This is a genomic window from Shinella lacus (genome assembly GCF_010994755.1).
In the GTDB taxonomy this organism is placed as follows: Bacteria; Pseudomonadota; Alphaproteobacteria; order Rhizobiales; family Rhizobiaceae; genus Shinella; species Shinella lacus.
Genome location: NZ_WHSB02000003.1, coordinates 507822 through 528527, shown reverse-complemented (window position 1 = coordinate 528527; position 20706 = coordinate 507822). Strand labels below are relative to the sequence as shown.

The 20706-nt window shown below is 60.3% G+C and carries 18 protein-coding genes; 5 read left to right on the top strand and 13 right to left on the bottom strand.

Annotation, left to right across the window (positions count from 1 at the left end; all coding sequences use genetic code 11):
* Window positions 1–99 precede the first annotated feature (99 nt).
* From GB927_RS10505 to GB927_RS10490, 4 genes are all read left to right on the top strand, one after another.
* A complete protein-coding gene (locus tag GB927_RS10505) occupies window positions 100–1089 on the top strand; it encodes a zinc-dependent alcohol dehydrogenase family protein (RefSeq protein WP_256116739.1) in 990 nt (329 codons plus the stop codon).
* A gap of 482 nt (window positions 1090–1571) precedes the next feature.
* The gene (locus GB927_RS10500) at window positions 1572–2057 is read left to right on the top strand and encodes a biliverdin-producing heme oxygenase (protein WP_256116737.1); all 486 of its coding nucleotides are present in this window, start codon (window positions 1572–1574) and stop codon (window positions 2055–2057) included.
* Complete coding sequence (locus GB927_RS10495) at window positions 2044–4593, top strand: HWE histidine kinase domain-containing protein (protein ID WP_256116736.1); 2550 nt, start codon at window positions 2044–2046, stop codon at window positions 4591–4593. Before GB927_RS10500 ends, GB927_RS10495 begins: the two co-directional genes overlap by 14 nt.
* 132 nt (window positions 4594–4725) lie before the next feature.
* Entirely contained in the window at window positions 4726–5652 is a 927-nt protein-coding gene (locus GB927_RS10490) for a dihydrodipicolinate synthase family protein (RefSeq protein ID WP_256116734.1), read from the top strand.
* Window positions 5653–5844: 192 nt separating this feature from the next.
* On the opposite strand, the gene GB927_RS10485 is transcribed toward GB927_RS10490, so the two are convergent.
* From GB927_RS10485 to GB927_RS10450, 8 genes are all read right to left on the bottom strand, one after another.
* On the bottom strand, window positions 5845–7155 hold the full coding sequence (locus tag GB927_RS10485; RefSeq protein WP_256116732.1) for an MFS transporter: 1311 nt from the start codon (window positions 7153–7155) through the stop codon (window positions 5845–5847).
* A gap of 129 nt (window positions 7156–7284) precedes the next feature.
* Window positions 7285–8238 carry a ketopantoate reductase family protein gene (locus GB927_RS10480; RefSeq protein WP_256116731.1) on the bottom strand — a complete coding sequence of 318 codons (954 nt, stop codon included), beginning with the start codon at window positions 8236–8238 and terminating at the stop codon, window positions 7285–7287.
* 22 nt (window positions 8239–8260) lie between these two features.
* A complete protein-coding gene (locus tag GB927_RS10475) occupies window positions 8261–9967 on the bottom strand; it encodes a thiamine pyrophosphate-binding protein (protein ID WP_256116730.1) in 1707 nt (568 codons plus the stop codon).
* 43 nt (window positions 9968–10010) lie between these two features.
* Window positions 10011–10508 carry a VOC family protein gene (locus tag GB927_RS10470; protein ID WP_256116729.1) on the bottom strand — a complete coding sequence of 166 codons (498 nt, stop codon included), beginning with the start codon at window positions 10506–10508 and terminating at the stop codon, window positions 10011–10013.
* Between the two features lie 20 nt (window positions 10509–10528).
* Window positions 10529–11719, bottom strand: a complete 1191-nt coding sequence (locus GB927_RS10465) for a mandelate racemase/muconate lactonizing enzyme family protein (RefSeq protein WP_256116728.1) — start codon at window positions 11717–11719, stop codon at window positions 10529–10531.
* 73 nt (window positions 11720–11792) lie between these two features.
* On the bottom strand, window positions 11793–13166 hold the full coding sequence (locus tag GB927_RS10460) for an MmgE/PrpD family protein (protein WP_256116727.1): 1374 nt from the start codon (window positions 13164–13166) through the stop codon (window positions 11793–11795).
* A 152-nt stretch (window positions 13167–13318) separates the two neighbouring features.
* On the bottom strand, window positions 13319–14116 hold the full coding sequence (locus tag GB927_RS10455; RefSeq protein ID WP_256116726.1) for an IclR family transcriptional regulator: 798 nt from the start codon (window positions 14114–14116) through the stop codon (window positions 13319–13321).
* A gap of 219 nt (window positions 14117–14335) precedes the next feature.
* Window positions 14336–14659, bottom strand: a complete 324-nt coding sequence (locus tag GB927_RS10450; protein WP_256116725.1) for an ArsR/SmtB family transcription factor — start codon at window positions 14657–14659, stop codon at window positions 14336–14338.
* Window positions 14660–14744: 85 nt separating this feature from the next.
* Between GB927_RS10450 and GB927_RS10445 the strand changes: the two genes are divergently transcribed.
* Window positions 14745–15932 (top strand): MFS transporter, encoded by a 1188-nt coding sequence (locus GB927_RS10445; protein ID WP_256116993.1) that lies wholly within the window; start codon window positions 14745–14747, stop codon window positions 15930–15932.
* A gap of 418 nt (window positions 15933–16350) precedes the next feature.
* On the opposite strand, the gene GB927_RS10440 is transcribed toward GB927_RS10445, so the two are convergent.
* Genes GB927_RS10440 through GB927_RS10420 form a run of 5 tightly spaced genes read right to left on the bottom strand, consistent with a single transcriptional unit; the run spans window position 16351 to window position 20459 of the window.
* Entirely contained in the window at window positions 16351–17061 is a 711-nt protein-coding gene (locus GB927_RS10440; RefSeq protein WP_256116724.1) for a fumarylacetoacetate hydrolase family protein, read from the bottom strand.
* A complete protein-coding gene (locus tag GB927_RS10435; RefSeq protein WP_256116722.1) occupies window positions 17061–17813 on the bottom strand; it encodes an ABC transporter permease in 753 nt (250 codons plus the stop codon). Before GB927_RS10435 ends, GB927_RS10440 begins: the two co-directional genes overlap by 1 nt.
* 6 nt (window positions 17814–17819) lie before the next feature.
* A complete protein-coding gene (locus tag GB927_RS10430; RefSeq protein WP_256116721.1) occupies window positions 17820–18626 on the bottom strand; it encodes an ABC transporter ATP-binding protein in 807 nt (268 codons plus the stop codon).
* Between the two features lies 1 nt (window position 18627).
* Window positions 18628–19470: an ABC transporter permease gene (locus GB927_RS10425; protein ID WP_256116720.1), complete on the bottom strand. Its 843-nt coding sequence runs from the start codon at window positions 19468–19470 to the stop codon at window positions 18628–18630.
* A complete protein-coding gene (locus GB927_RS10420; RefSeq protein WP_256116719.1) occupies window positions 19470–20459 on the bottom strand; it encodes an ABC transporter substrate-binding protein in 990 nt (329 codons plus the stop codon). The genes GB927_RS10425 and GB927_RS10420 overlap by 1 nt, the downstream gene beginning before the upstream one ends.
* Window positions 20460–20706 lie beyond the last annotated feature (247 nt).

The following is a 20706-nucleotide window of genomic DNA, read 5'->3' as shown; positions in this document are numbered from 1 at the left end:
TCATAACCATTGATTATTTCTGACATAAAGTATTCGTCATTTATCGCGAGGTCCGCGTCATTCATAGATCATTCCAAATCATTATTTCGGGGTTACCCTATGGCACGCGCTATCGTATTCCACCGGCACGGCGGACCGGAGGTCCTGCAGATCGAGGAAATCGACATTCCTGGGCCTGGCCTCGGCGAGGTTCGCATTCGCGTAAAGGCCTTGGGGCTGAATCGTGCCGAAACATTGATACGGGCGGGTACTTATATCGAAACACCGACATTGCCGGCCCGGCTGGGGCTTGAGGCATCCGGCGTTGTCGATGCCGTCGGCGCAGGCGTCGACGGGTTCTCGTCGGGCGATGCGGTGAGCGTCATACCTCCTATATCGATGACCACTTATCCCACGCACGGCGAGTTTGCCGTCCTTCCCGCCAACCATGTCGTCAAGAACCCTGCGAACCTTGGCTGGACGGAGGCTGCGGCCGTCTGGATGCCCTACCTGACTGCCTACGGCGCCCTTGTGGATTTGGCACAACTGCAACCGGGCGAACCCGTCGTCATAACGGCGGCATCGAGCAGCGTCGGCATCGCGGCGATCCAGATTGCCCGCAAGATCGGCGCCGTCCCTGTAGCACTCACCCGCACATCGGCGAAGCGGCAGGGACTGCTCGATGCGGGAGCGGAATATGTGATCGCAACGACCGAGGAGCCGCTTTCACAGCGGCTGCGGCAGATTACAGGATGTGAGAATATCCGGGTCGTTCTCGACGCGGTCGGCGGCCCCATGGTCGGCGCTCTGTCGGATGCCATGTCAAAAGGCGGCATCCTCATTGAATATGGTGGTCTCGATCCGCAGCCGACGCCATTTCCGCTGCTCGCAGCCTTGTCGAAGACCCTGACCCTGCGCGGCTATCTGGTGCACGAACTCATTCGGGATCCGAACCGGCTGGAACACGCTAAGGCTTTTATTGTCGATGGCCTGGCCTCCAGCACACTTGTTCCGACAATCGCCAGGACCTTTGCGTTCGATGATATCGTGGAAGCTTACCGCTATCTCGAATCGAACAGTCAGTTCGGTAAAGTCGTCGTCACTCTTTAGACGCGAGGCTATCCGACGCCTCGATAGGCGCGATGAAATCTGTATCGGAACAAAACCCACCGTTCGGAGTTCACGACCCAGCGTGATGTCATAGACAAGGTGGAATCCGTGAAAGAACGATGCGAGCAGCGGACAAAAGATGATCAAAATGTATTGGCAATTGCGGCGTTGTTCATAGCAGATCTTCCGGTTTGAAGCGTCCAGATGTGACTCTTGTGAGACTCCACTTTCGTGCTCGCATGAGCAAAAACTGCTATTGAGCTGGCCCAGCAGTGCAGCCTTGCCCTTGCCCGACAAGATGGGAGCGCATAGATTCCACGACGATTTTTGTGTTCGATCCATCGCTTAAGACGTGTTTCGTTGCGACGCCGCTTTGGGGAGATGTTGGCGGTCCCACTTTGGAGGAAAGATTGGCAGGTAGCGAACGACGCTTTTCTCTCAGGAGACGCACACAGGCGGCACATGAGCGACTGGACGCTTCCGTGGGCAGTTTCAATACCGTCGACGAATATGGGCGCTATCTGACGAGCGTGAGCAGGTTCCGCGCTGCAATGGAGGGCGCGTTGCAGCATGTCGTCTGGCCGGCCGGCTGGTCCTGGCGCCCGATAACGCTTGCAAAGTCTCTTAACAGAGACGCTATCGACCTGGGCTTGCCAGCGGCTGGAAATGCCGCTCACGACATGGACCTGAATGACCACAGTGTCTTGCTTGGTGCGCTTTATGTGCTGGAAGGCTCCACGCTTGGAGCCCGAGTTCTTCGCCAGCGGGCGGCTGCCCTCGGCCTTGATGAGGCTTTTGGAGCGCGGCATCTCGCCGTTATGTCAAAGGACATAGCGCAGTGGCAGTCCTTTCTCGTACTCTTGGACGAGGCCTCTGACTTCGATATCGAGCGGGCGGCCACGTCTGCCAATGCCGTCTTCGCCCTTGCGCTGCAATGCTTTGAAAGTGAACTTCTTGTCGCCGACTGAACCCGTCAATCTCGATACCTGCGATCGCGAGCCCATCCACATACCAGGCAGCATTCAGTCGCACGGATGCCTTCTCGCCTGTGATATCGGCCTGACGACCATCGAGCGAGCTTCCGAAAACGCACGGACCGTCCTCGGCTATGACGCTGATCTTCTCGGCCGCGATGTCGGCGACGTGGTCGGACAACAACTGCTACACGACCTGCGCAACGCGCTCGCAACCGTCTCGACTGCGTCGCGGCCAGCGCTTCTTCTCGACATGGTGTGCGGGGAGCGTGTGTTCGACATTGCCATCCATCACCACAAATCCGCGGTCATCGTCGAGTTCGAACAGGCGCCTTCGATTGGCCAGCCCCTGCATATCGCACGCGAGATGATCGGCCGCATCAGCGACATCACCGATGTCGACCGTCTCGTGCAACGGGCAGGTCGGATCGTTGCCGGCGCGACCGGCTACGACCGCGTGATGATCTATCGTTTCGAGCAGGACGGTTCAGGAAAGGTCGTCAGCGAGACAAAACGCGCCGATCTTGAAAGCTTCCTCGGCCAGTATTTTCCGGCGAGCGACATTCCACAGCAGGCGCGCGCGCTGTACCTCAAGAACACGATCCGCGTCATCGCCGACGCCAGTGGCGAGCGAGTGCCTGTCAATCCACTGCTGGATGCGTCCGGCGAGCCGCTCGATCTCAGCTTCGCGCATCTGCGCAGCGTTTCGCCTATCCATTGCGAATATTTGCGCAATATGGGTGTCGCGGCCTCTATGTCGATCTCCATTATCCTCGATGGCGCCCTTTGGGGCCTGATCGCCTGTCACCACTACTCTCCCCAAGCCCTGCCCATGGCGCAACGCGTGGCGATGGAGGTGTTCGGCGAGTTTTTCTCGCTTCATCTCAAGTCACTGAAGGAGCGCAAGCGGGTCGCGGCCGTTGCCGGTATCCGGGAGGCGCTCGATCGTTTCCTCATTCTTTCGTCCCACCATGAAAATGTCGGTGAGCTTCTGAGGCAGAGCTTGCAGGAATTCGCCCAACTCCTGCCAAACGACGGCATCGGCGTGATGTTTGACGGAAAATGGGCCGGCTATGGCACCACTCCGCCGGACGAAGCGGTCCCCCATCTCCTCGAGTTCATCAGGATCATCAGCGAAGGTCGTGTATGGGCAACCCACGCACTGTCGCAAAAATTGCCGGAAGCTGCATCTTACAGCGATCGCGTGTCCGGGGTGCTTGCCATTCCGCTCTCCCAAACAGGATCGGACTGCCTCCTCTTCTTTCGAAAGGAGCTGGTGCAAACCCTCGACTGGGCGGGCAATCCGGAAAAGACCTACGATACCGGCCCCCTCGGTGACCGGCTCACGCCGCGCAAGAGCTTCGCGATCTGGAAGGAGACGGTGAAGGCCCAAGCCCAGGCCTGGACGGATGCGGATCGTGAAATTGCCGACATTGCACGCATCTCCATCGTCGAAATCGTGCTGAGGCACAACGAACTGATGGCGGGGGAACGGCGCAAGTCCGAGGTGAGGCAGCGCATGCTGAACCAGGAGCTCAGTCATCGCGTGAAAAACATCCTGGCTGTCATCAAGTCGCTCGTGACGAGCCCGCAGCAGCACAAGAGCACACTCGAAGACTATGTCGCCACCCTTCAAGGTCGCATCGAAGCCCTGTCGGTCGCCCATGACCAGGTGGTTCGCGGCGATGGCGGTGGCATTCTCAGCGATCTCCTGCAAGCAGAGCTTCAGCCCTACCGATCGAAAGCATCGACCGTGAGCCTTGCTGGGCCGGCCGTATGGCTCGACAGCCGCGCATTCTCCGTCATGGCGCTGGTGTTTCACGAACTCGCGACGAATGCCGCCAAATATGGCGCGCTTTCCGTCGCTTCGGGCACGGTGGACGTTTCCTGGTCGATGGCGAAGAATGATGCTTGCGAAATCTGCTGGCGCGAGCACGGAGGCCCTGTCGTGCATGTGCCCTCCCGCAGCGGCTTTGGCAGTGCACTCATCGAGCGGAGCGTTCCCTACGACCTCAATGGCGAAAGCGCGATCCGCTTCGAAGCATCCGGACTGGAGGCAACATTCAAAATTCCCCCTCCCCACGTCAGGCTGACGGCACCAGGCTCGGGAGTGGCAGTGCGGTTGGAGGAGGATGCCTCCCCTCGCCCAAAAAGGCTGAGTGCAACAGATCCTTCGGTCCTCATCGTCGAGGATCAGATCCTCATTGCCCTCGATCTGGAAGCCATGCTTGCCGACGAGGGGTTGTCGCAGGTCGCCACCACCAGTTCCGTCAAACAGGCAATGGCGCAGATCGAAGCCAGTCCACCCGACTTCGCCATCCTGGACATCAATCTTGGCGCCACGAATTCCTTCGCGGTTGCCGAGGAGCTGAAAAAAAGGGGCACTCCTTTTGTATTTGCGACTGGCTACGGAGAGGGCGCTGAACTTCCTGAGACACTGACGGGTGTGCCGATTGTCCGAAAACCATATAACCGAAATGCAATTGTTACAGCGCTCTCGTCGCTGATCGAAAGGCGCCGTTCAAAATAGGGGCAAGCTCATCACGAGCTTGAGGCCCATCAGTGCTGCCTGGCTGCGATAAACGATGACGGATCGCGTAACCGCCGCGATCCAATGGACGCCAAACAGAGGCGCATTGACGGGTTCGGGAGGACCGTAAAAATGGCATTCAGCGTGAGCTCCAAAGGCGTGTACGCAATCGCGACAACACCCTTTCTCAACGACGGATCGGTCGATTTTACTTCTATCGATCGACTGACGGACTTTTACGAGGAAAGCGGCTGCACCGGCATCACGATACTCGGGATCATGGGCGAGGCGCCTAAATTGGAGCCCGAGGAAAGCCGTGCCATCGTGAAGCGGGTGGTTTCCCGAGCCAAGGTCCCAGTCATCGTTGGCGTTTCGGCTCCCGGCTTCGCAGGCATGCGGTCTCTGGCACGCGACTCCATGGAGATGGGAGCTGCCGGCGTTATGATCGCCCCTCCGCCGGCGCTGCGGACCGATGACCAGATCGTCGGTTATTTCGCGGGCGCGGTGGATGCCATTGGAGACGATGTGCCGTGGGTGCTGCAAGATTATCCGCTTACCTTGACGGTCGTTATGTCGCCGGGCGTGATCGCGCGGATCATGACGAACCATTCCTCCTGCCTGATGCTCAAGCACGAAGATTGGCCGGGTCTGGAAAAAATCTCGACGTTGCGCAGCCTGCAAATTGCTGGCGAGCTCAGGCCATTCTCGATTCTCTGCGGCAACGGAGGCATGTTCCTGGATTTCGAACCGGAACGTGGGGCCGACGGCGCGATGACCGGCTACGGCTTCCCGGACATGTTGACGGAGCTGATCGGCCTTTTTGCCGCCGGGAAGCGGGATGAAGCACATGGTCTCTTCGATGCCCACCTGCCGCTCATCCGTTACGAACAGCAGCTCGGCGTGGGGCTCGCCGTCCGCAAGCATGTCCTCAAACGCCGCGGCGTCATCACGACCGATACTCAGCGCAAGCCCGCTCAGTCGCTATCTTCGACTGCCAAGGCGGAGGTGGATTATCTGTTGTCTCGCCTTGCGCGATATGACAAGCGCGCCGCTCTGTAGACATTGACAGGGAGCCGAAAGGAGCGGCTAAAACCCTGAAGGGCTGCTATCGCCTGTGATGAGGCAGGTACGGTTTCTGATTGGCGATGGGTCAATCCCTGAAACGCAGGGTGCCGCCGGCTTTATCTGCGGCGACACCGCACACGGTTTCCCGGGTGCGGTTCGCTAGTTCAGGGCTTCCTCACCCGGATGTCATTCTCCTGCGGGCGCGGCAACAAGCTTGCCCGCCTTCTGATTGCGCTCATCATTGGTGACAAAGAGCGAAAGAATGACAGAGACCATGCAGAACCCGGCGATCACCAAAAGGCCGACGGTGAAGTCGCCCGTCACATCCTTCGAATAGCCCATGAGCCATGGCGATATGATTCCGCCGAACTGCGCAAGCGAGTTGATGAGCGCGATTGCGCCGGCACCCGCCAAACCACCCAGGAAAGCGGTCGGTACCGTCCAGAAGACCGAGAGAGCTGACCAAAAGCCCATGATGCCGATCGACAGGGCGATGATCTTGAGCACGGGGCTGGCGATAAGCGCTCCGGCAGCAATACCCAGCGCGGCAACCAGACAGGCGAATGCGAGATGGAAGCGGCGCTCCAATGTGCGATCCGAACTGCGTGCCCAGAGTTGCATGCCGACCAGGGCTCCGAGAAATGGAATGGCACTGATGAAGCCGACCTGGATATTGCTCAGGCCGCCGAATCCTTTGACGATCTGCGGAAGCCAGAAGCTCATGCCCCAATTGGCCATGACAAGACCGAATTCCAGAACGGCAAGCATGAGGACCTTCCGATTGAGCAAGGCCTGCCAGAAGGTGAAATTGCGGACCTTCTGCTTGGCCTCTTCCTCGGCCTTCAGCGTCTGCGTCAGCCACGTCTTCTCCTCGCGGGTCAGCCAGTGCGCATCCTCGGGACGATTGGTCAGGAAGATGAGGCAAATGACGCCGAGAATGACGGAGGGGACTGCCTCGATGATGAACATGAGCTGCCAGCCGGCGAAGCCGAATGCCGTAAAGCCAAGCAACCAGGCGGAGACAGGAGCGCCGACCACGCTGCTGAATGGGCTGACAGCCATGAGCTGTGCGAAGGTCCGCGAACGGTACTGTGCCGGATACCACTGCGCGAGATAATAGATCATGCCTGGGAAGAAACCGGCCTCGGCAAGGCCTAGGGCGAACCGCACAGAATAGAAAGTAAATTCGTCCCAGACGAACGCCTGCGCACCAGACAGGATGCCCCAGGTGATCATGACACGAGCGATCCAGATCCGGGCACCAAAGCGGTGCATCAGGACATTGGATGGCACTTCGGCCAGCACGTAGGAGACGAAGAATATGCTCGCGCCCGTCCCGAAAGCGGTTGCGGTGAACTTCAGGTCCGCATTCATCGTCAGCGCCGCGAAGCCGACATTGACGCGGTCGATCACGTTGAAGAAGTAGCAAATGAACAGAAAGGGCATCAGTCGCCAGGCGACTTTGTTGATAGTGGTCCTCTCCACAAGCGTAGTCATCGGTGTTCCTCCAAAAACCGGTAAGCCCAACATTTGCTTCGAGCCGGTCTCACGACGCAAATGCACTCGATCACCACGGTCACTCCCCACCATGGGTCTCGGATAATCTCGATATGCGTATTGTCCTACCTAGGTGGCGGGGCGCTTTGCCGCTGCCTCGCAGCCCTTGATCAACGCAGCGAGCGCCCTCATGGTTGGCACAGAGATGCCGAGTTCACTGGCATAGCGGATCACAGTGCCGTAAATGTAATCCACTTCTGTTAGGCGACCCGCGGTTAGGTCAGCCAGGACACTGGCCTTGTTGTTTCGTGCCGCACCCGACAGGATTTGGTCGAACGTTTTCGTGCGAGCCGCTGGATCCAGCACGACGCCCTTTGCCGCTGCGACCATCGCCGCTTCCTCCATCGCTGCCTCTGCGACGGAGCGGAGTTCGGGGTGCTCGATCACCTCACCGAGTGTCAGCCCGGTGGTGCCGCTTGTGCCCGCGAAGGCGATGTTGACGAGCAGCTTGGACCATTTTTCGCGCAGGATATCCTCGCTCGCGACGATCTTGAGGCCGGGTCGCGTCAACACGGATGCAACCCGGGTCGCGCGCTCCGAGGCTCCACCCTGAAGTTCTCCGATATAGCTCGGCAGATCTGCAAAACCACGGACGACACCGGGTTCCTCCAGCATCGCCGATTGGGCGGTCAGTCCCATCAGCATCTGTTGGGGACCGACGATGCCGCCAATCTCGTCTTCACTGCCCATACCATTCTGGAAACTGATGCCGACGGTCTCTCCGCCCGAAAAGAGGTGTCGGACGCTGCCCGCCGCTGCCTTGTTGGCGGTCGCCTTGCACTGGAAGAAGACGACATCTGCACGCTGGACTTCGGCACCGTTCGGCACGGCACGCATCCTAATATGGCGATCGCCCCCGAACCCGACGACCTTCAGGCCGTCACGGTTTATGCGATCGACATGGTCCTGCCAGACATCAACCAGTGTGACATTCAGACCGCCCTCCGCCAGAAGCCCGCCAAACAGGCATCCCATTGCGCCGGCACCGACAATGACAACCGCCGGATTCTCGTAATTCGTCATTTCGGTCCCTCCCCAGGCACGCTCAATTTGCTGGAAACCACGGTGCGGGCGCCCGCGCGGCCTGATCCGTCACCACGTCGATCACCACGGGCCGCTCGGCTGCGAACGCCTGCGACAAGCATTCCTGCAAGTCCGAAGGATCAGTGACGCGCATGCCGATGCATCCGAGATTCTCGGCGATCCGTGCGAAGTCCGTGTTCCTGAATTCATAGAGATCGGTCGGGTGTCCCGGCCGACTGCCATAGTTTCGATGGATCGCATCGATGCATTGTCCAAAACCGCTGTTGTTGTTGATCACGGTCACCGTGTTGATGCCGCAGCGGCGCGCCGTCTCAAGCTCGCTCATGTGGTACCAGAAGCCGCCATCGCCCGTAAAACACAAGACGGGTCGGTCCGGCGCCGCGCATTTTGCACCAAGAGAAGCAGGAAAACCCCAGCCGAGCGAGCCGGCTGCGCGGATATAATTCTGGCTCTCATGCTTCAGATCGACCAACGCCCCGGTCCAGATTCCAGCATAACCGGTGTCGGAAACAAGGATGCCGTTTTCGGGCAGTGCTTCAGTGATCTCACGGCAGAGACGCTCGGGCTTGATCGGCATAGCGTCGCTCGTGCAAGGGCCGTCATACGCCTCGTCCCAAGCTTTGTTGAGCGCACGCCAGTGTTCGGTCCACGCCTGTCGCTGCACCGGCTCCTGCAAAACTTCGGTCAACTGTTCAATCGACGTCCTCGCATCACCGCAGATCGAAACCGTGTTGGGATAGTTCCGCCCCAGTTCACGCGGATCGATGTCGATCTGGATGACGGGCGTGCCCACAGCGGGGATTGTCCAGTTTGCAGTGACCTGATCGCTCGTCTGCGTGCCGACGAGGATGACGAGATCGGCCTCGTGGACGGTGCGATTGGCGGTCCATCGCGAATAGGTTCCGATGACGCCCACCGAGAATGGATGATCACCCCGAATGATATCCTTGGCATTCAGAGACGTTGCGACCGGGATGGCATGCTGCTCGGCGAGGCGCCGGATCGCGGCGCCCGCATCGGAGAGGCGCGCGCCTCCTCCTGCAAGAATGACGGGGCGCTTCGCCGCTGTCACGAGGCGTGCCGCCCGCGCGATGCTGTCCACATCGGCGCCGGGACGATGCGTGGGGTAATGGGTAAAGGGCGCATCGATGATGACGTTCGAGACACCAGTCGCCGTTTCGATCAGTTCCCCCGCAAAACCGCCGGCAATATCGAGATGCGCCGGACCGGGCGAACCCGACATCGCCTCACGGAGCGCCTGCCGGAGAAGACGTGGCAGCTGCTCGAACGTCTCGACGGTCGCGTTGAATTTCGTAACGGCCTCGAACATCAGCCGGTGGTCGATCTCCTGATAGGCGTTGCGGTGTTGCGCATGCGGCGCCTTCTTGCCCGTGAGTGCAAGCACAGGCGATTTGCCGAGAAACGGGTCCTGGCAGGCAGCGGCAAGGTTCGCAGCGCCGACGGACTGGGCCAGGCAGACACCAGGCCGGCGGGCTATGCGCGCATAACCGTCCGCCATGTAGACGGCGGCCGCCTCGCTATGGGCCAGCACGCGTCTCACGCCCAGCTCTTCCAGCCTTATCAGCGTTTGACGCAGGACCGACTCCATGAAGAAAACGTGGGTAACGCCATAGCCTTTCAGCGTCGAGGCGATCAGCTCCGCTCCCGACGTTGTCGAGGCCTCTATCTGTCTTTCGGCAATTGTCATGTCCTGTCTTCCGTTCGCGTTGCTGCTGCAAGGTCTCCGTGCATCACGGCCGTACCTTCTCGACGACTTCAAAAATCGTGCCTCCCACCCGGTCGGAATCGACATAGGCGAATCCGGTCCCGTCTGGACGTGTGAAGCTCTGCGTGATCGTCAATCCCTTGCGGCTGGCCTCGTCCATCGCCATGGCGAGGTCGTCGACCTCGAACCCGAGATGGTGCAGGCCCTCGCCGTGCTGTTCCATGAAATCCTTCTGGATCGTCGGCCCTTCGCCAAGCTCGATGAGTTCCAGCGTCATCGGGCCGAGCTGGGCAAAGGCGCGTTTACCGCTGTAGCCCGCGACCTCTCCGTAGTAGGTAGCGTTCGTGAAGTTGACATCTCGATAGGTGAACGGACCGATGCCGAAGGCGTCGCTGTAAAACTGGACCGTCGCGGCAATGTCCTTCACACAGATGCCGACGTGATAGAGCCGTGCAGGATCGAAAATCCGTTCATCCTGCCGGCCGATCGGTTCCTGATGTCGAATATGGCGGGTGTCGTTCATGGTTCTCTTTCCGGCCGCGATCAGGCGCCACGCACGCGTCGAAGTTTGAGGGGATCTGCCTTGGGCACCCAAGGGCGCTTGCGAACTTCGGCCTCGTTGAGGTCGGCCCCTAGGCCTGGCTTCTTCGGCAGAGTCAGATAGCCGTCCTTGATCTCGAGCGGTTCGGTCAAAAGGTCATCGCGCCACGGAACGCTGTCGACATCGACCTCAAGGATCTTGAGGTTCGGCACGGCGGCGCAGAAATGCGCGCTCAGCAGCGTCGATAGATGGCTGTAATAATTGTGCGGGGCGACCGGCGTTTCGCAGATATCGGCGAGCGCAGCGATGCGCCTTGATTCGGACAGGCCGTTCCAAGCTACGTCAACCATCGCAACGTCCACCGCGTGGGCATCCAGGAAAGGCTTGTATTGCCGCATCGTATAGAGGCTTTCGCCCGAGCAGATGGGTGTGCGTGCGGCGTTCTTCACCTGCAGAAGTGCTACGGGATCGTAGCAATCGAGCTCCAGCCACATCAGATCAAACTGTTCGACGAGGCGGGCGATGCGAATGTTTCCGTCCGCCCGGAAATTGAAGTTGAGGTCGAGGGCAATGTCGACCGTATCGCCGACGGCATCGCGGAACGTCCCGAGCAGCTTCTCGATCGACCGGCAGGTTTCGGTCGTGACATTTCCGTCGGCGCTCCAGATCGTCGACGCAGGCTCCCCCGGCACCACCATGTTGGTCTTTAGTGCGGTATACCCGCGCTCCACGACTTCCGCACCGAGTTCGGCGATATCGCCGAGCGAGCGGAGCGGCATCGAACCAACCATGTCGGGGTAGAGCGCGCGATAGGTGCCGCAATGGCTCCAATATACTCTGATTTTGTCCCGGATCGGCCCGCCGAACAGTTCGCTGACCGTCACGCCGAGCGCCTTCGCCTTGATGTCCCATAGCGCGATCTCGATGCCAGCGATCGCCTTCTGTACCACGCCCCCGAGGTTGGGGCGCGTCAGCCGGAACATTTGCCAGTACAGGGCTTCGACCGCGAAAGGGTCCGAGCCCACGAGCAGCGGCTTCAGGTCTTCGACACAGCCAAGGATTCCGTAGGGATTGACGCGATTGTCGCTGCATTCGCCATAGCCGACAATTCCCTCGTCGGTCTGGACCTTGATGAATATCCAGGGCCACCAGCCACCATCGCATAGAAGCGCTTCGACATTGGTGATTTTCATGCGATGCCTCCCCTCATCATTCCCACCTTTCGAACATCGGCGGACGCCAGCGGCGCCCGCCGACCATTCATCCTCACGCGACCTTGCGTTCCGATGCCTTGAGCTGGTCAGGGAAGGCAAAGATCGTCGTCAATTCAGAGATGTCCTCAATGTCGTCGAGCGTTTCGATGATGCGCGAGGCCTTGTCGGCCTGCTCCTGCGAGAGGACGCCGACGAAATCGATGGCGCCCTGGTACTTGCCGCCGATGTCTTCGCGGGAAGCGGGATGGCCCGCATCTCCGCGGGCGAAGACGCACTCGCGTTTCAGAACCGTTCCGTCCTTCTTTGTGACCGTGATAATGGCGGGCTGCGGGAAGTAACCGCGTTCCCATTCGGGGTGAACCTTCATTGTCACCTTCCGGCGGATTGCGGCGTAGCGTGGATCATGAGCCGCCTCGTCGGTGAAGGATGCGAGGAAGACCGGTTGCTCGATGAAGCAGGCGGCCATGGCATGCTCGATGCTGAAGCGCGTCTGGGCGGCTGTGCGGGGATCGGCGTACTTCATGTACATCGCAAAGGTGTGGTTTACTTCGACCTCGATGCTTTCCACCGCATCGATCGTCAGCTTCTCTGCCGCGATAAGGTCGGACATACCGTCGATCGTCCGCTGAAGCAGCCCGCAGCATGGATATTTGCGAATACCGATCTCCGCTGTCCGAAATCCTTCGACCAGCTCGAAATCCGGCATGCCGCCGATCAGGTCCGCCATTCCGCCGACGCCTTCGAGAATACCGGGTGCACCGTCCAGGCCCAGCTTGGCGAGCGTGGCAGCGCAAATGCCGTTGCGAGCGGCGAACCCTGCCTCGAATGTGTGGGCGCCCATGCCGGCCTGCTTGACCAGGCCCGTGCCCTGCGAAGCACCAATGCTGATGGCATTGAGTGTCTGCTCACGGTCGAGCTTGAAGAGCCTGGCGGCCGCCGCGGCATTGCCGACAGATGCGAAGACGGCGGACAGCATCCAGCCCTTCGCTCCGGCGTCGGCACAAGCCACGCCGAGCTTTCCCGCAACTTCATATCCGAGAACGAACGCCTCGATGGCCTCGCGGCCCGTCATCCGCTGATGCTCTGCGATGGCAAAGACCGGTGCAAGAACGGTGAGCGTATAAAGCCCCTCTGGAAAGGCGACATCCTCGAGTTCGGTCGCATGCGCCATGGTAGCGTTCGCCGCCGCCGCTGCTTCGAGCGTCGTCTTGAATCCGCCGCCAAACACACCGGCATGCTGAGTGCTGGCCTGCTGCCTGGCATAGGCCGTCGCGACCCGCCCGATCGGCAGGATCGAACCCGCCAGCGTGGACGACATATAGCCGCTGACGATGTCCTTGACATGTGAAACGAGATCCGACGGCAACTGCTCATACTTGAAGTCGTGCACGTAGTCAGCGATCTCGCGGGTGGTTTTCAAACCCATTGTTTTTCCTCCATTTTTACACACAGGTGGGCATTCCGGCGCCGGTGGGCGCAGGCTCTTCCGATCTTCCTGAGAAGAAGACTCAGTTCGGCATCGGGCCGCCGTTCAGCGACGGCCCGGTCGTCCTCGGAAAACCATCGGTCGAAGGATGGTCAGCCGGTGGATGCCAGTTCATTCCAGTAGAGGTCCGTTTCGCTAAATCCCATGCGCCGCGAAATCTTCAGCGCGGCATTGTGGATCAGCGCCCCGTAGTATTCGAGTTTGTCCCGGTCCACCCGGGAAGCATGAGTCGTGATGCTGACGCCGGCAATCACTTTGCGGGATCGCGAGTAGATCGGGGCACCGACGCAACGCACGTCTTCAACATTCTCTTCGTCGTCCAGAGAAAACTTCCGCTGACGCGTCGCCTGCAAATCCTTCATAAGTTCCGCGCGGCTGGTGATCGTGTGCGTGGTTTTCTTCATCAGGGGCGAGTCGTTGAGGAACGTCAGAAGTTCAATCTCGGGCATCGCTGCCAGAACGGCCTTGCCGATTGCCGAGCAATGCATCTCGACGCGTGTACCAAGCTTTACGATGGCGCGCAGATAGGCCTCACCCTGCAACATGTCGAGGAAGACCATCTGGCCGTTGTCTTCGACCGCGAAAAGGATCGTCTCCCCGATGAGTCCGTTCAGTTCTTCCAGTGTCGGCCGCGCCGCCTTCAGGAGATCCGATTCCGAAAGCGCGGCCAGTGTGGTTTCGAGGATCCCCAATCCGATGCGAAAGGATTTCACCTGATCGTCGGCAATTTCGAGCGCCCTTTTGTGCACCAACGTGTTGACGATACCGAAAGCGCTCGTCTTCGGAATTCCGGTCTTCTTGCATATCTCGGAGAGGGTCAGCGGCCTGCTTGAAGCGGCGATCAGGCTGATGATGTCGATTGCACGAACGACTGCTTCGTTGAGTATCAAAGCCAGTTCCTCCCTCTACTTCATCGGCCTCCACCCCTTGGGTTTCTGTCCCGATACAAACAATAAGAGGAACAACCGTCCGGCATGTCAAATAGAAAATCGAATATTGTTCTATATTTCGACTGCTATTCCAAATACAGAACGATGTGACCCGCATTCGGAGCAATTGGTCGGAAATCCGCCCTGAGTCCCCTCAGCGCCCATCAGGTCATACCTCCGCTAAGCATCGACGGAAGCGCCGAGCACTGAACCGATCAATCCCGGGAACCGCGCCTCTAGGTCGTCGTGGCGGATGCTGAGTCGGCGGCCGCGGCCCAGGGGCTCGTTGCGGATGACACCCGCCTCGCGCAGAACCTTCATCAAATGCGACTTGGTCGATTTGGGCATCGAAGGGTCGGAGAGATAGCATTGCGCCATTTCAAGCGGTCCATCGGAAAGCTGGCGTACGATGGCCAGGCGCTCCGGATCGCTCAAGGCGAAGAGAACGTCGGTCAGCCGCAGATCGTGGCGGGCGGGGTGGTGAAGGTCGGTATCGGACGCCATGGTTCGAATTTAGTTGAACCGTCGTGAAAATGATAGTAGAGAATTGTTCGAAATTATTCGAACTATCAGGTGCACCTTGACGGATATGACGCAATCCATGCCGCTGCGCAGCCTCACGGGCTTTCGCATTACCCTTGCCGGAATGGCCGTCATGATGGCTGGCGCCAGCGCGCCCTCGCCCTTCTATCCTGTGCTCCAACAGGAGATCGGCTTTTCGGCGGCGATGCTGACCGGCATCTTCGCCGTCTATACCGTTGCGCTGCTCGCATCCTTGCTTGTTACGGGATCGCTGTCTGATCATGTCGGCCGGCGGCCGGTCATATCCGGGGGCTTTGCGCTGATGGCGCTTAGCCTGCTGCTGTTCTGGCAGGCGGGCGACGTGGCCGGTTTGATGGTGGCACGGGTGCTGCAGGGCATCGCGGCCGGGATGCTGCTGTCGGCGCTCTCTGCGGCGGTGGTCGATTTCGAGCCGCAGGACAGGCCGGGAAGCGCCTCGGTGTGGAACTCGGTTATTCCACTGGGTGGGCTTGCCATAGGGGCTCTCGCCGCGGGCATTTTAATGGACGTGACCGAGATGGCGGAAGCGGATGTGTTCGGCACCCTCGTCGCCGCCTATGTGCTGTTTGCCGCCGTGATCTGGTCCATCCCCGAGACCGCGCCGCGGCATGGGGGTGTCTGGGCCTCGCTTCGGCCGCGGATCGGCGTACCGGCTACGGCTGCCAAGGCCTTCTGGCGGAGCGCACCGGCCGTTATTGCAGGCTGGGCGACGGGCGGGCTCTATCTTGCACTCGGCGCGCCGATCATCCGGCACGTCTTCGGCGCCGAGCATCATCTGACGCAAGCGAGCGTCATCGTGCTGCTCTGCGCTGCCGGCGCCGCCGCCTGTTATGCCGCGCGCGGCCATTCCTCGCGGCAGGTGACGCTTTACGGAACCACAGCGCTCTCGATCGGCACGGCATTGACACTCGCTGCGATCGCCTGGCAGTCCCTGCCGGCCTATCTCGCCGCCCTCGTCATTGCCGGGACCGGCTTCGGGACCTGCTTCTACGGCGTGTTGCGGTCCATCGTCCCGACCGTTCGACAAGACGAGCGCGGCGAACTCTTCGCCGCCCTGTTCACATTGAGTTACCTTGCCTTCGGCCTACCCACCCTGCTGGCCGGCATCGCCGTCGGCGCTTTCGGCCTGACGGCGACGACGCTCGGTTATGGCACGCTGATCGTGTTGTTCTCGGCGGCGGCGGGCCTGCTGCGGAAGTTCGGAACGTCGTCTTGAGTTTGTCTGACTGGATTCGTAGCGGGTTGGCACACAATCAGATTCACGCGGCTGGTGTTGGCCGCTCCGCACGTCATATCAGCTATCCTCAAAGCACCTTCGACAAGAATTCCTTCGTGCGCGGATCGCTCGCCTACTCTGCCCTGCCGGAGTGGGGTGTCTACGCCGACTACAGCCCAAAGTATCCTTGAACTGATACCATCACGAACCGATGGTCGGGCGCGGAGCATGTGGCCGCTGCGACATCCTCTGTTTTTCGGTGATCGATGGTCGGAGAGGCTGGACGATCAACGTCACCGTTTGGTTCGAAAATGAAGTACGGCTTTGGGAAAAATAAACGCCGAAGTTTCTATGTTCCCTGCCCAAGCTTTCGGGCCAAATAAGAAAGGACGGCGCGCCGGAGCGCGCCGCCTCGTATTCAGCCAACCTTGAAGGCGACCTCGTCGACACCGTCCACATGGGCCACCATCACGTCGCCCTTGACGATCGCGCCGACGCCGGCTGGGGTGCCTGCGTAGATCAGGTCGCCGGGTTGCAGGGTGAAGAGGCGCGAGAGGTAGGAGATCATTTCCGGGACTTTCCAAATCATCTGGTTGAGGTCGCCTTCCTGGCGGGTCTCGCCGTTGACCTTGAGCCAGATTGAGCCGTCCGTCGGGTGGCCGACCTTTTCGACCGGGTGGACGGGACCGCAGGGCGCGGAGCTTTCGAAGGCCTTGCCGGTCTCCCATGGGCGGCCGAGTTTCTTGGCCTCCCCTTGCAGGTCGCGCCGGGTCATGTCGAGGCCGACGGCATAGCCGTAGACGCAATCGAGCGCCTTATCGAGCGGGATGTTGTCGCCGCCGCTCTTCAGCGCCACGACGAGCTCAACCTCGTGATGCACGTCGTTCGTCTCGGCCGGATAGGGGAAATCGGTGCCGGGCAGGACAAGCGTATCAGGGTTCTTCTGGAAGAAGAACGGCGGCTCCTTGTCCGGGTCGTGGCCCATCTCGATGGCGTGGTCGGCGAAGTTGCGGCCGACGCAGTAGATGCGGTGCACCGGGAAGAGCGCCTGGCTGTCGACGACAGGTAGCGTGGGGACGGCTGCCGGCTTGAAGACGTAAGCGGCATTGATGGAGGACATGTCGTTCATTATCGCGCTCCTGCGTAATATTCGATGCGTTTTTCAAAGAGTTCCACAGCCGCGGACAACAGCATGGCTGCCGCGAAGAGGATGATTGTCAGAGCCCAGAACCGCTCCATGTCGAACGAGCGGGAATAGAGCTCGAAGAGTTCGCCATAGCCGATGATCGACACGAGAATCTGGCCGATCACCACGCCCTTCACCCCGCGGATGAGACCGATACGGATGCCCGCGAGGATTTCCGGAAGGGCGGAAAGCAGGATGATCTTGGAAAAGATCGTGATGCTTGAAGCACCGTAGCAGCGCCCCATTTCGATCAGCGACGGTGGCACCTGCATGACACCGGCCCGTGCATCGAGCACGATGATCCAGACGGCGAAGAGGAAGACGGTCACGACGACGGTCGTCTCTCCCAGGCCGAAAAGGATCATCAGCACGGGCACGAGGGCCGACAGCGGCGCGCTGACGAACATGTTGACCCACAAGCCGAAGATGTTGTCGACGATCTTGAAGCGCCCCATGGCGATGCCGAGCGGTACGCCGACGCCAATCGCCAGCGCCATGCCGACGACGAAGGATCGCAGCGTTACCAGCGAGGCGTTCTGCCAGGAATTCGTCGCGACGAGCTCGAAGCCGGCCGAAACGATTGCACTCATCGGCGGGATCAGGAAGATCACATCCATCCGGCCGACGACTTCCCAGACGAGCGCCCAGAACAGGAGCGACGTCATCATGGGGACCTTGAAGCCAAAGAGTTTCATGGCGCCCTACTCCGCATATTGCCGGAGGCCCTGCCAGATCTCCTCCACCACATCGAGATAGCCCTTGTCGCGCCGGATGACGTCCGGTGCGGCGGAGCGGTCGATATTGGGTTCGATGATCTGGGAGACGCGGCCGGGGCGTGGCGACAGCAGCACGATGCGGTCGGAAACGTAGACCGCCTCCTCGATCGAGTGGGTGACGAAAAGGAAGGTCTTGCGCTCCTTCTCGACGAGCTGGAGCAGGTCCTCCTGGAATTTGCGGCGGTTCTGTTCGTCGACCGCGGAGAACGGCTCGTCGAGCAACAGCACGTCTGCATTGACCGAAAAGGCGCGCGCGATGCCGACACGCTGGCGCATGCCGCCCGAAAGCTCGTGCGGGTACTTTTCCTCGAAGCCGGAGAGGCCCACTTCGCTAATATAGTGCTTGGCGATGCGGTGGCGCTCCGCCTGCGGCACGCCCTTCAGTTCCAGGCCAAAGCTGACATTGCGCAGTACCGTCGCCCAGGGCATCAGCGCGAAATCCTGGAAAACGAAGGCGCGCTCGGGGCCCGGGCCGGTCACGACCTTGCCGTTGATGCGGATCTGGCCGGAGGTGGCGGGCACGAGGCCGGCGATGATCTTCAGAAGCGTGGTCTTGCCGCAGCCGGAGGGGCCGAGCAGCGTCGTCAGCTTGCCGCGTTCGAATTCGAGGTTGATGCCGCGCAACGCCTCGATATCGCCATAGCGCTTGCAGATGTCGCGCACCTCGACGATGGCATCGGACGTGGCGGTTCCGGATTGTTCGGCCGCGCGGGCCGGCATGGGATTGGCCATGTCACTTTCTCCTCTTTTCGGGACGCAGGAAGCGGACCTCGACATATTGCAGGACGGCAAGCGTGATCGTCGAGACGGCGATGATGGAAGCGACGGCCGCGTACATGTGGGCGTAGTTGGCGATCGAGCGGTGGTAGGTGATGAGGTCGCCGATGCCCGTGGGCGTGATCAGCAGTTCGGCGAGCATGACGCCGATGAAGCCGGCGGCGATGCCGAGGCGCAGGCCGGCAAACAGCACGGGCGTCGCATCCGGAATGATGATCTTGAAGATCTGCTGCAGGCGCGTGCCCTGAAACGAGCGGCACATGTCGACCAGCGACGGATTGACGTGACGCACCGCCTTGTAGGAGTTGAGCACGATCACCGGCAGCGCCAGCATGATGACGGCAAGCGTCTTGGCGACGAGGCCGATGCCGTAGACGAAGGTGACGAGCGGCACGAGCGCGGCCATCGGTGCCGCCTGGAGCACGATGAAGACCGGAGCAAGCAGCCATTCCGCCTTGTCGGACAGGCCCATGGCGATGCCGAGCCCGATGCCGAGCACCGCGGAGACGGCGACGCCGATGAGGAGTGGCTGGAAAGTGATGGCATAGGCCGGCAGCAGCGTGCCGTCGAGCGTCATTTCTATCAGGGCTGCGAAGGTTTCAAGGAAGGTCGGGAAGGCGAAGCTGATCGGGACGCGGCCGGCGATTTCCCAGGCGGTGAAGAGAATTGCGAGCGACAGCACGACCCAGAAGGACTTCCGGCGCCGGGCGAATTCGGCGAGCGTTTCGACGATGGTGGAGGAGCCGCTGCCGGCCCCTCCCGTCGCGCTCACCTTGTGGGGTGTAGCGGCCATGTGCATTATTTGGTTCCGATTTTGGCGAGCACCGCATTGAGTGCCGTGAGGTCCCAGAAGTCCTCGACCTTCAGGTCCGCGGCTTTGCCTTCCAGCGCGCCGGAGACGGTGTAGAAGTCGAAATCGTCCTTCGCGGCATCCTCGCCGCCGCCGTTGAGCGGCAGGGTGGCTGCGGCTTCGGCAAAGTACGGGTCGATGTCGGCGACCATTTCCGGCGTCGCATCCGGCAGCAGCTTGTATTTTTCACGTAGCGCGATGGTCGCCTTCGGGTCCGCCGCGACCTCGCGCCAGGTGGTCAGGATGGCCTCGACCAGGATTTCCACGTCCTTCGTGTTCTTCGAGAGATAATCGGTATTGGCAAAGAGCGCCTCGTCGGTCGCTGCCACCTCGCCCAGCGGCAGGAAGGCGAACTTGCCCGGCGCTTCCTTTTCCAGGATGCGCTTGCCGGAGGAATCGACGATCGTCGCCTTGACGTTGCCCTGGAGCAGCGCGCCCGTGCGCACCTCGGCACCCGGGACATAGGAGATGTTGGAATAGGCGATGCCGTTCTTGTCGGCCATCAGCTGCATGATCGCCTCGGTGCCGGAGCCGCGCGAATGCACGGCGATTTCCTGGCCGTTGAGATCCTTCCACTCCTTGTAGAACTCGGTGTTGACCACCGGGTAGAACTGGAGCTTCGACAATTGCAGGAAGATGCGGATCGGCGCCTTCACCTTCTGGAGCAGCGCATAGGGGCCGCCGATGCCGATATCGGCCTGACCGCTGACGACGGCCTGCGCGGCGATGTCCTCGCTCTTAAGGAACGTCACCTGCACGTCGACGCCCTTTTCCTTGGCGCGTTCCAGCGCCGCAAGCAGATGGAGGGATTCGACCGTCGCGATATCACCGAAAGCAACACGCATCGGATCGGCAAAGGCCAATCCGGGCACTGCGGCAGAAAGGCAAAGTACGGCGGCGACCGCGGACGCCCTCATTCGTCTGGCAAACATGTTCATTTTTCTTCCTCCCAAAATCGGGTTCTCCCAACCCAATATAAAACCAATTCTTCATTAATCGGACATTGTGTCAACCAATTAAACGTGCTGCGATGCGACATAGGCAGGCCACTTCTAGCCTTTAATTGATTTAATATATTGATTTTACACTATAAAAATTTCCGGCTCGATGCCTGGATAACGGCGCGTTGACAGCAGCCAATATGTTCAATATAAGCAAACCAATCCTGAATTGGTTCGGACCATA

Excerpts from the sequence above, each read along its gene's own strand:
- GB927_RS10505 (WP_256116739.1), top strand. The coding sequence starts at position 100 with ATGGCACGCGCTATCGTATTCCACCGGCACGGCGGACCGGAGGTCCTG.
- GB927_RS10490 (WP_256116734.1), top strand. The coding sequence starts at position 4,726 with ATGGCATTCAGCGTGAGCTCCAAAGGCGTGTACGCAATCGCGACAACA.
- GB927_RS10485 (WP_256116732.1), bottom strand. The coding sequence starts at position 7,155 with ATGACTACGCTTGTGGAGAGGACCACTATCAACAAAGTCGCCTGGCGA.
- GB927_RS10480 (WP_256116731.1), bottom strand. The coding sequence starts at position 8,238 with ATGACGAATTACGAGAATCCGGCGGTTGTCATTGTCGGTGCCGGCGCA.
- GB927_RS10475 (WP_256116730.1), bottom strand. The coding sequence starts at position 9,967 with ATGACAATTGCCGAAAGACAGATAGAGGCCTCGACAACGTCGGGAGCG.
- GB927_RS10470 (WP_256116729.1), bottom strand. The coding sequence starts at position 10,508 with ATGAACGACACCCGCCATATTCGACATCAGGAACCGATCGGCCGGCAG.
- GB927_RS10465 (WP_256116728.1), bottom strand. The coding sequence starts at position 11,719 with ATGAAAATCACCAATGTCGAAGCGCTTCTATGCGATGGTGGCTGGTGG.
- GB927_RS10460 (WP_256116727.1), bottom strand. The coding sequence starts at position 13,166 with ATGGGTTTGAAAACCACCCGCGAGATCGCTGACTACGTGCACGACTTC.
- GB927_RS10450 (WP_256116725.1), bottom strand. The coding sequence starts at position 14,659 with ATGGCGTCCGATACCGACCTTCACCACCCCGCCCGCCACGATCTGCGG.
- GB927_RS10445 (WP_256116993.1), top strand. The coding sequence starts at position 14,745 with ATGACGCAATCCATGCCGCTGCGCAGCCTCACGGGCTTTCGCATTACC.
- GB927_RS10440 (WP_256116724.1), bottom strand. The coding sequence starts at position 17,061 with ATGAACGACATGTCCTCCATCAATGCCGCTTACGTCTTCAAGCCGGCA.
- GB927_RS10435 (WP_256116722.1), bottom strand. The coding sequence starts at position 17,813 with ATGAAACTCTTTGGCTTCAAGGTCCCCATGATGACGTCGCTCCTGTTC.
- GB927_RS10430 (WP_256116721.1), bottom strand. The coding sequence starts at position 18,626 with ATGGCCAATCCCATGCCGGCCCGCGCGGCCGAACAATCCGGAACCGCC.
- GB927_RS10425 (WP_256116720.1), bottom strand. The coding sequence starts at position 19,470 with ATGCACATGGCCGCTACACCCCACAAGGTGAGCGCGACGGGAGGGGCC.
- GB927_RS10420 (WP_256116719.1), bottom strand. The coding sequence starts at position 20,459 with ATGAACATGTTTGCCAGACGAATGAGGGCGTCCGCGGTCGCCGCCGTA.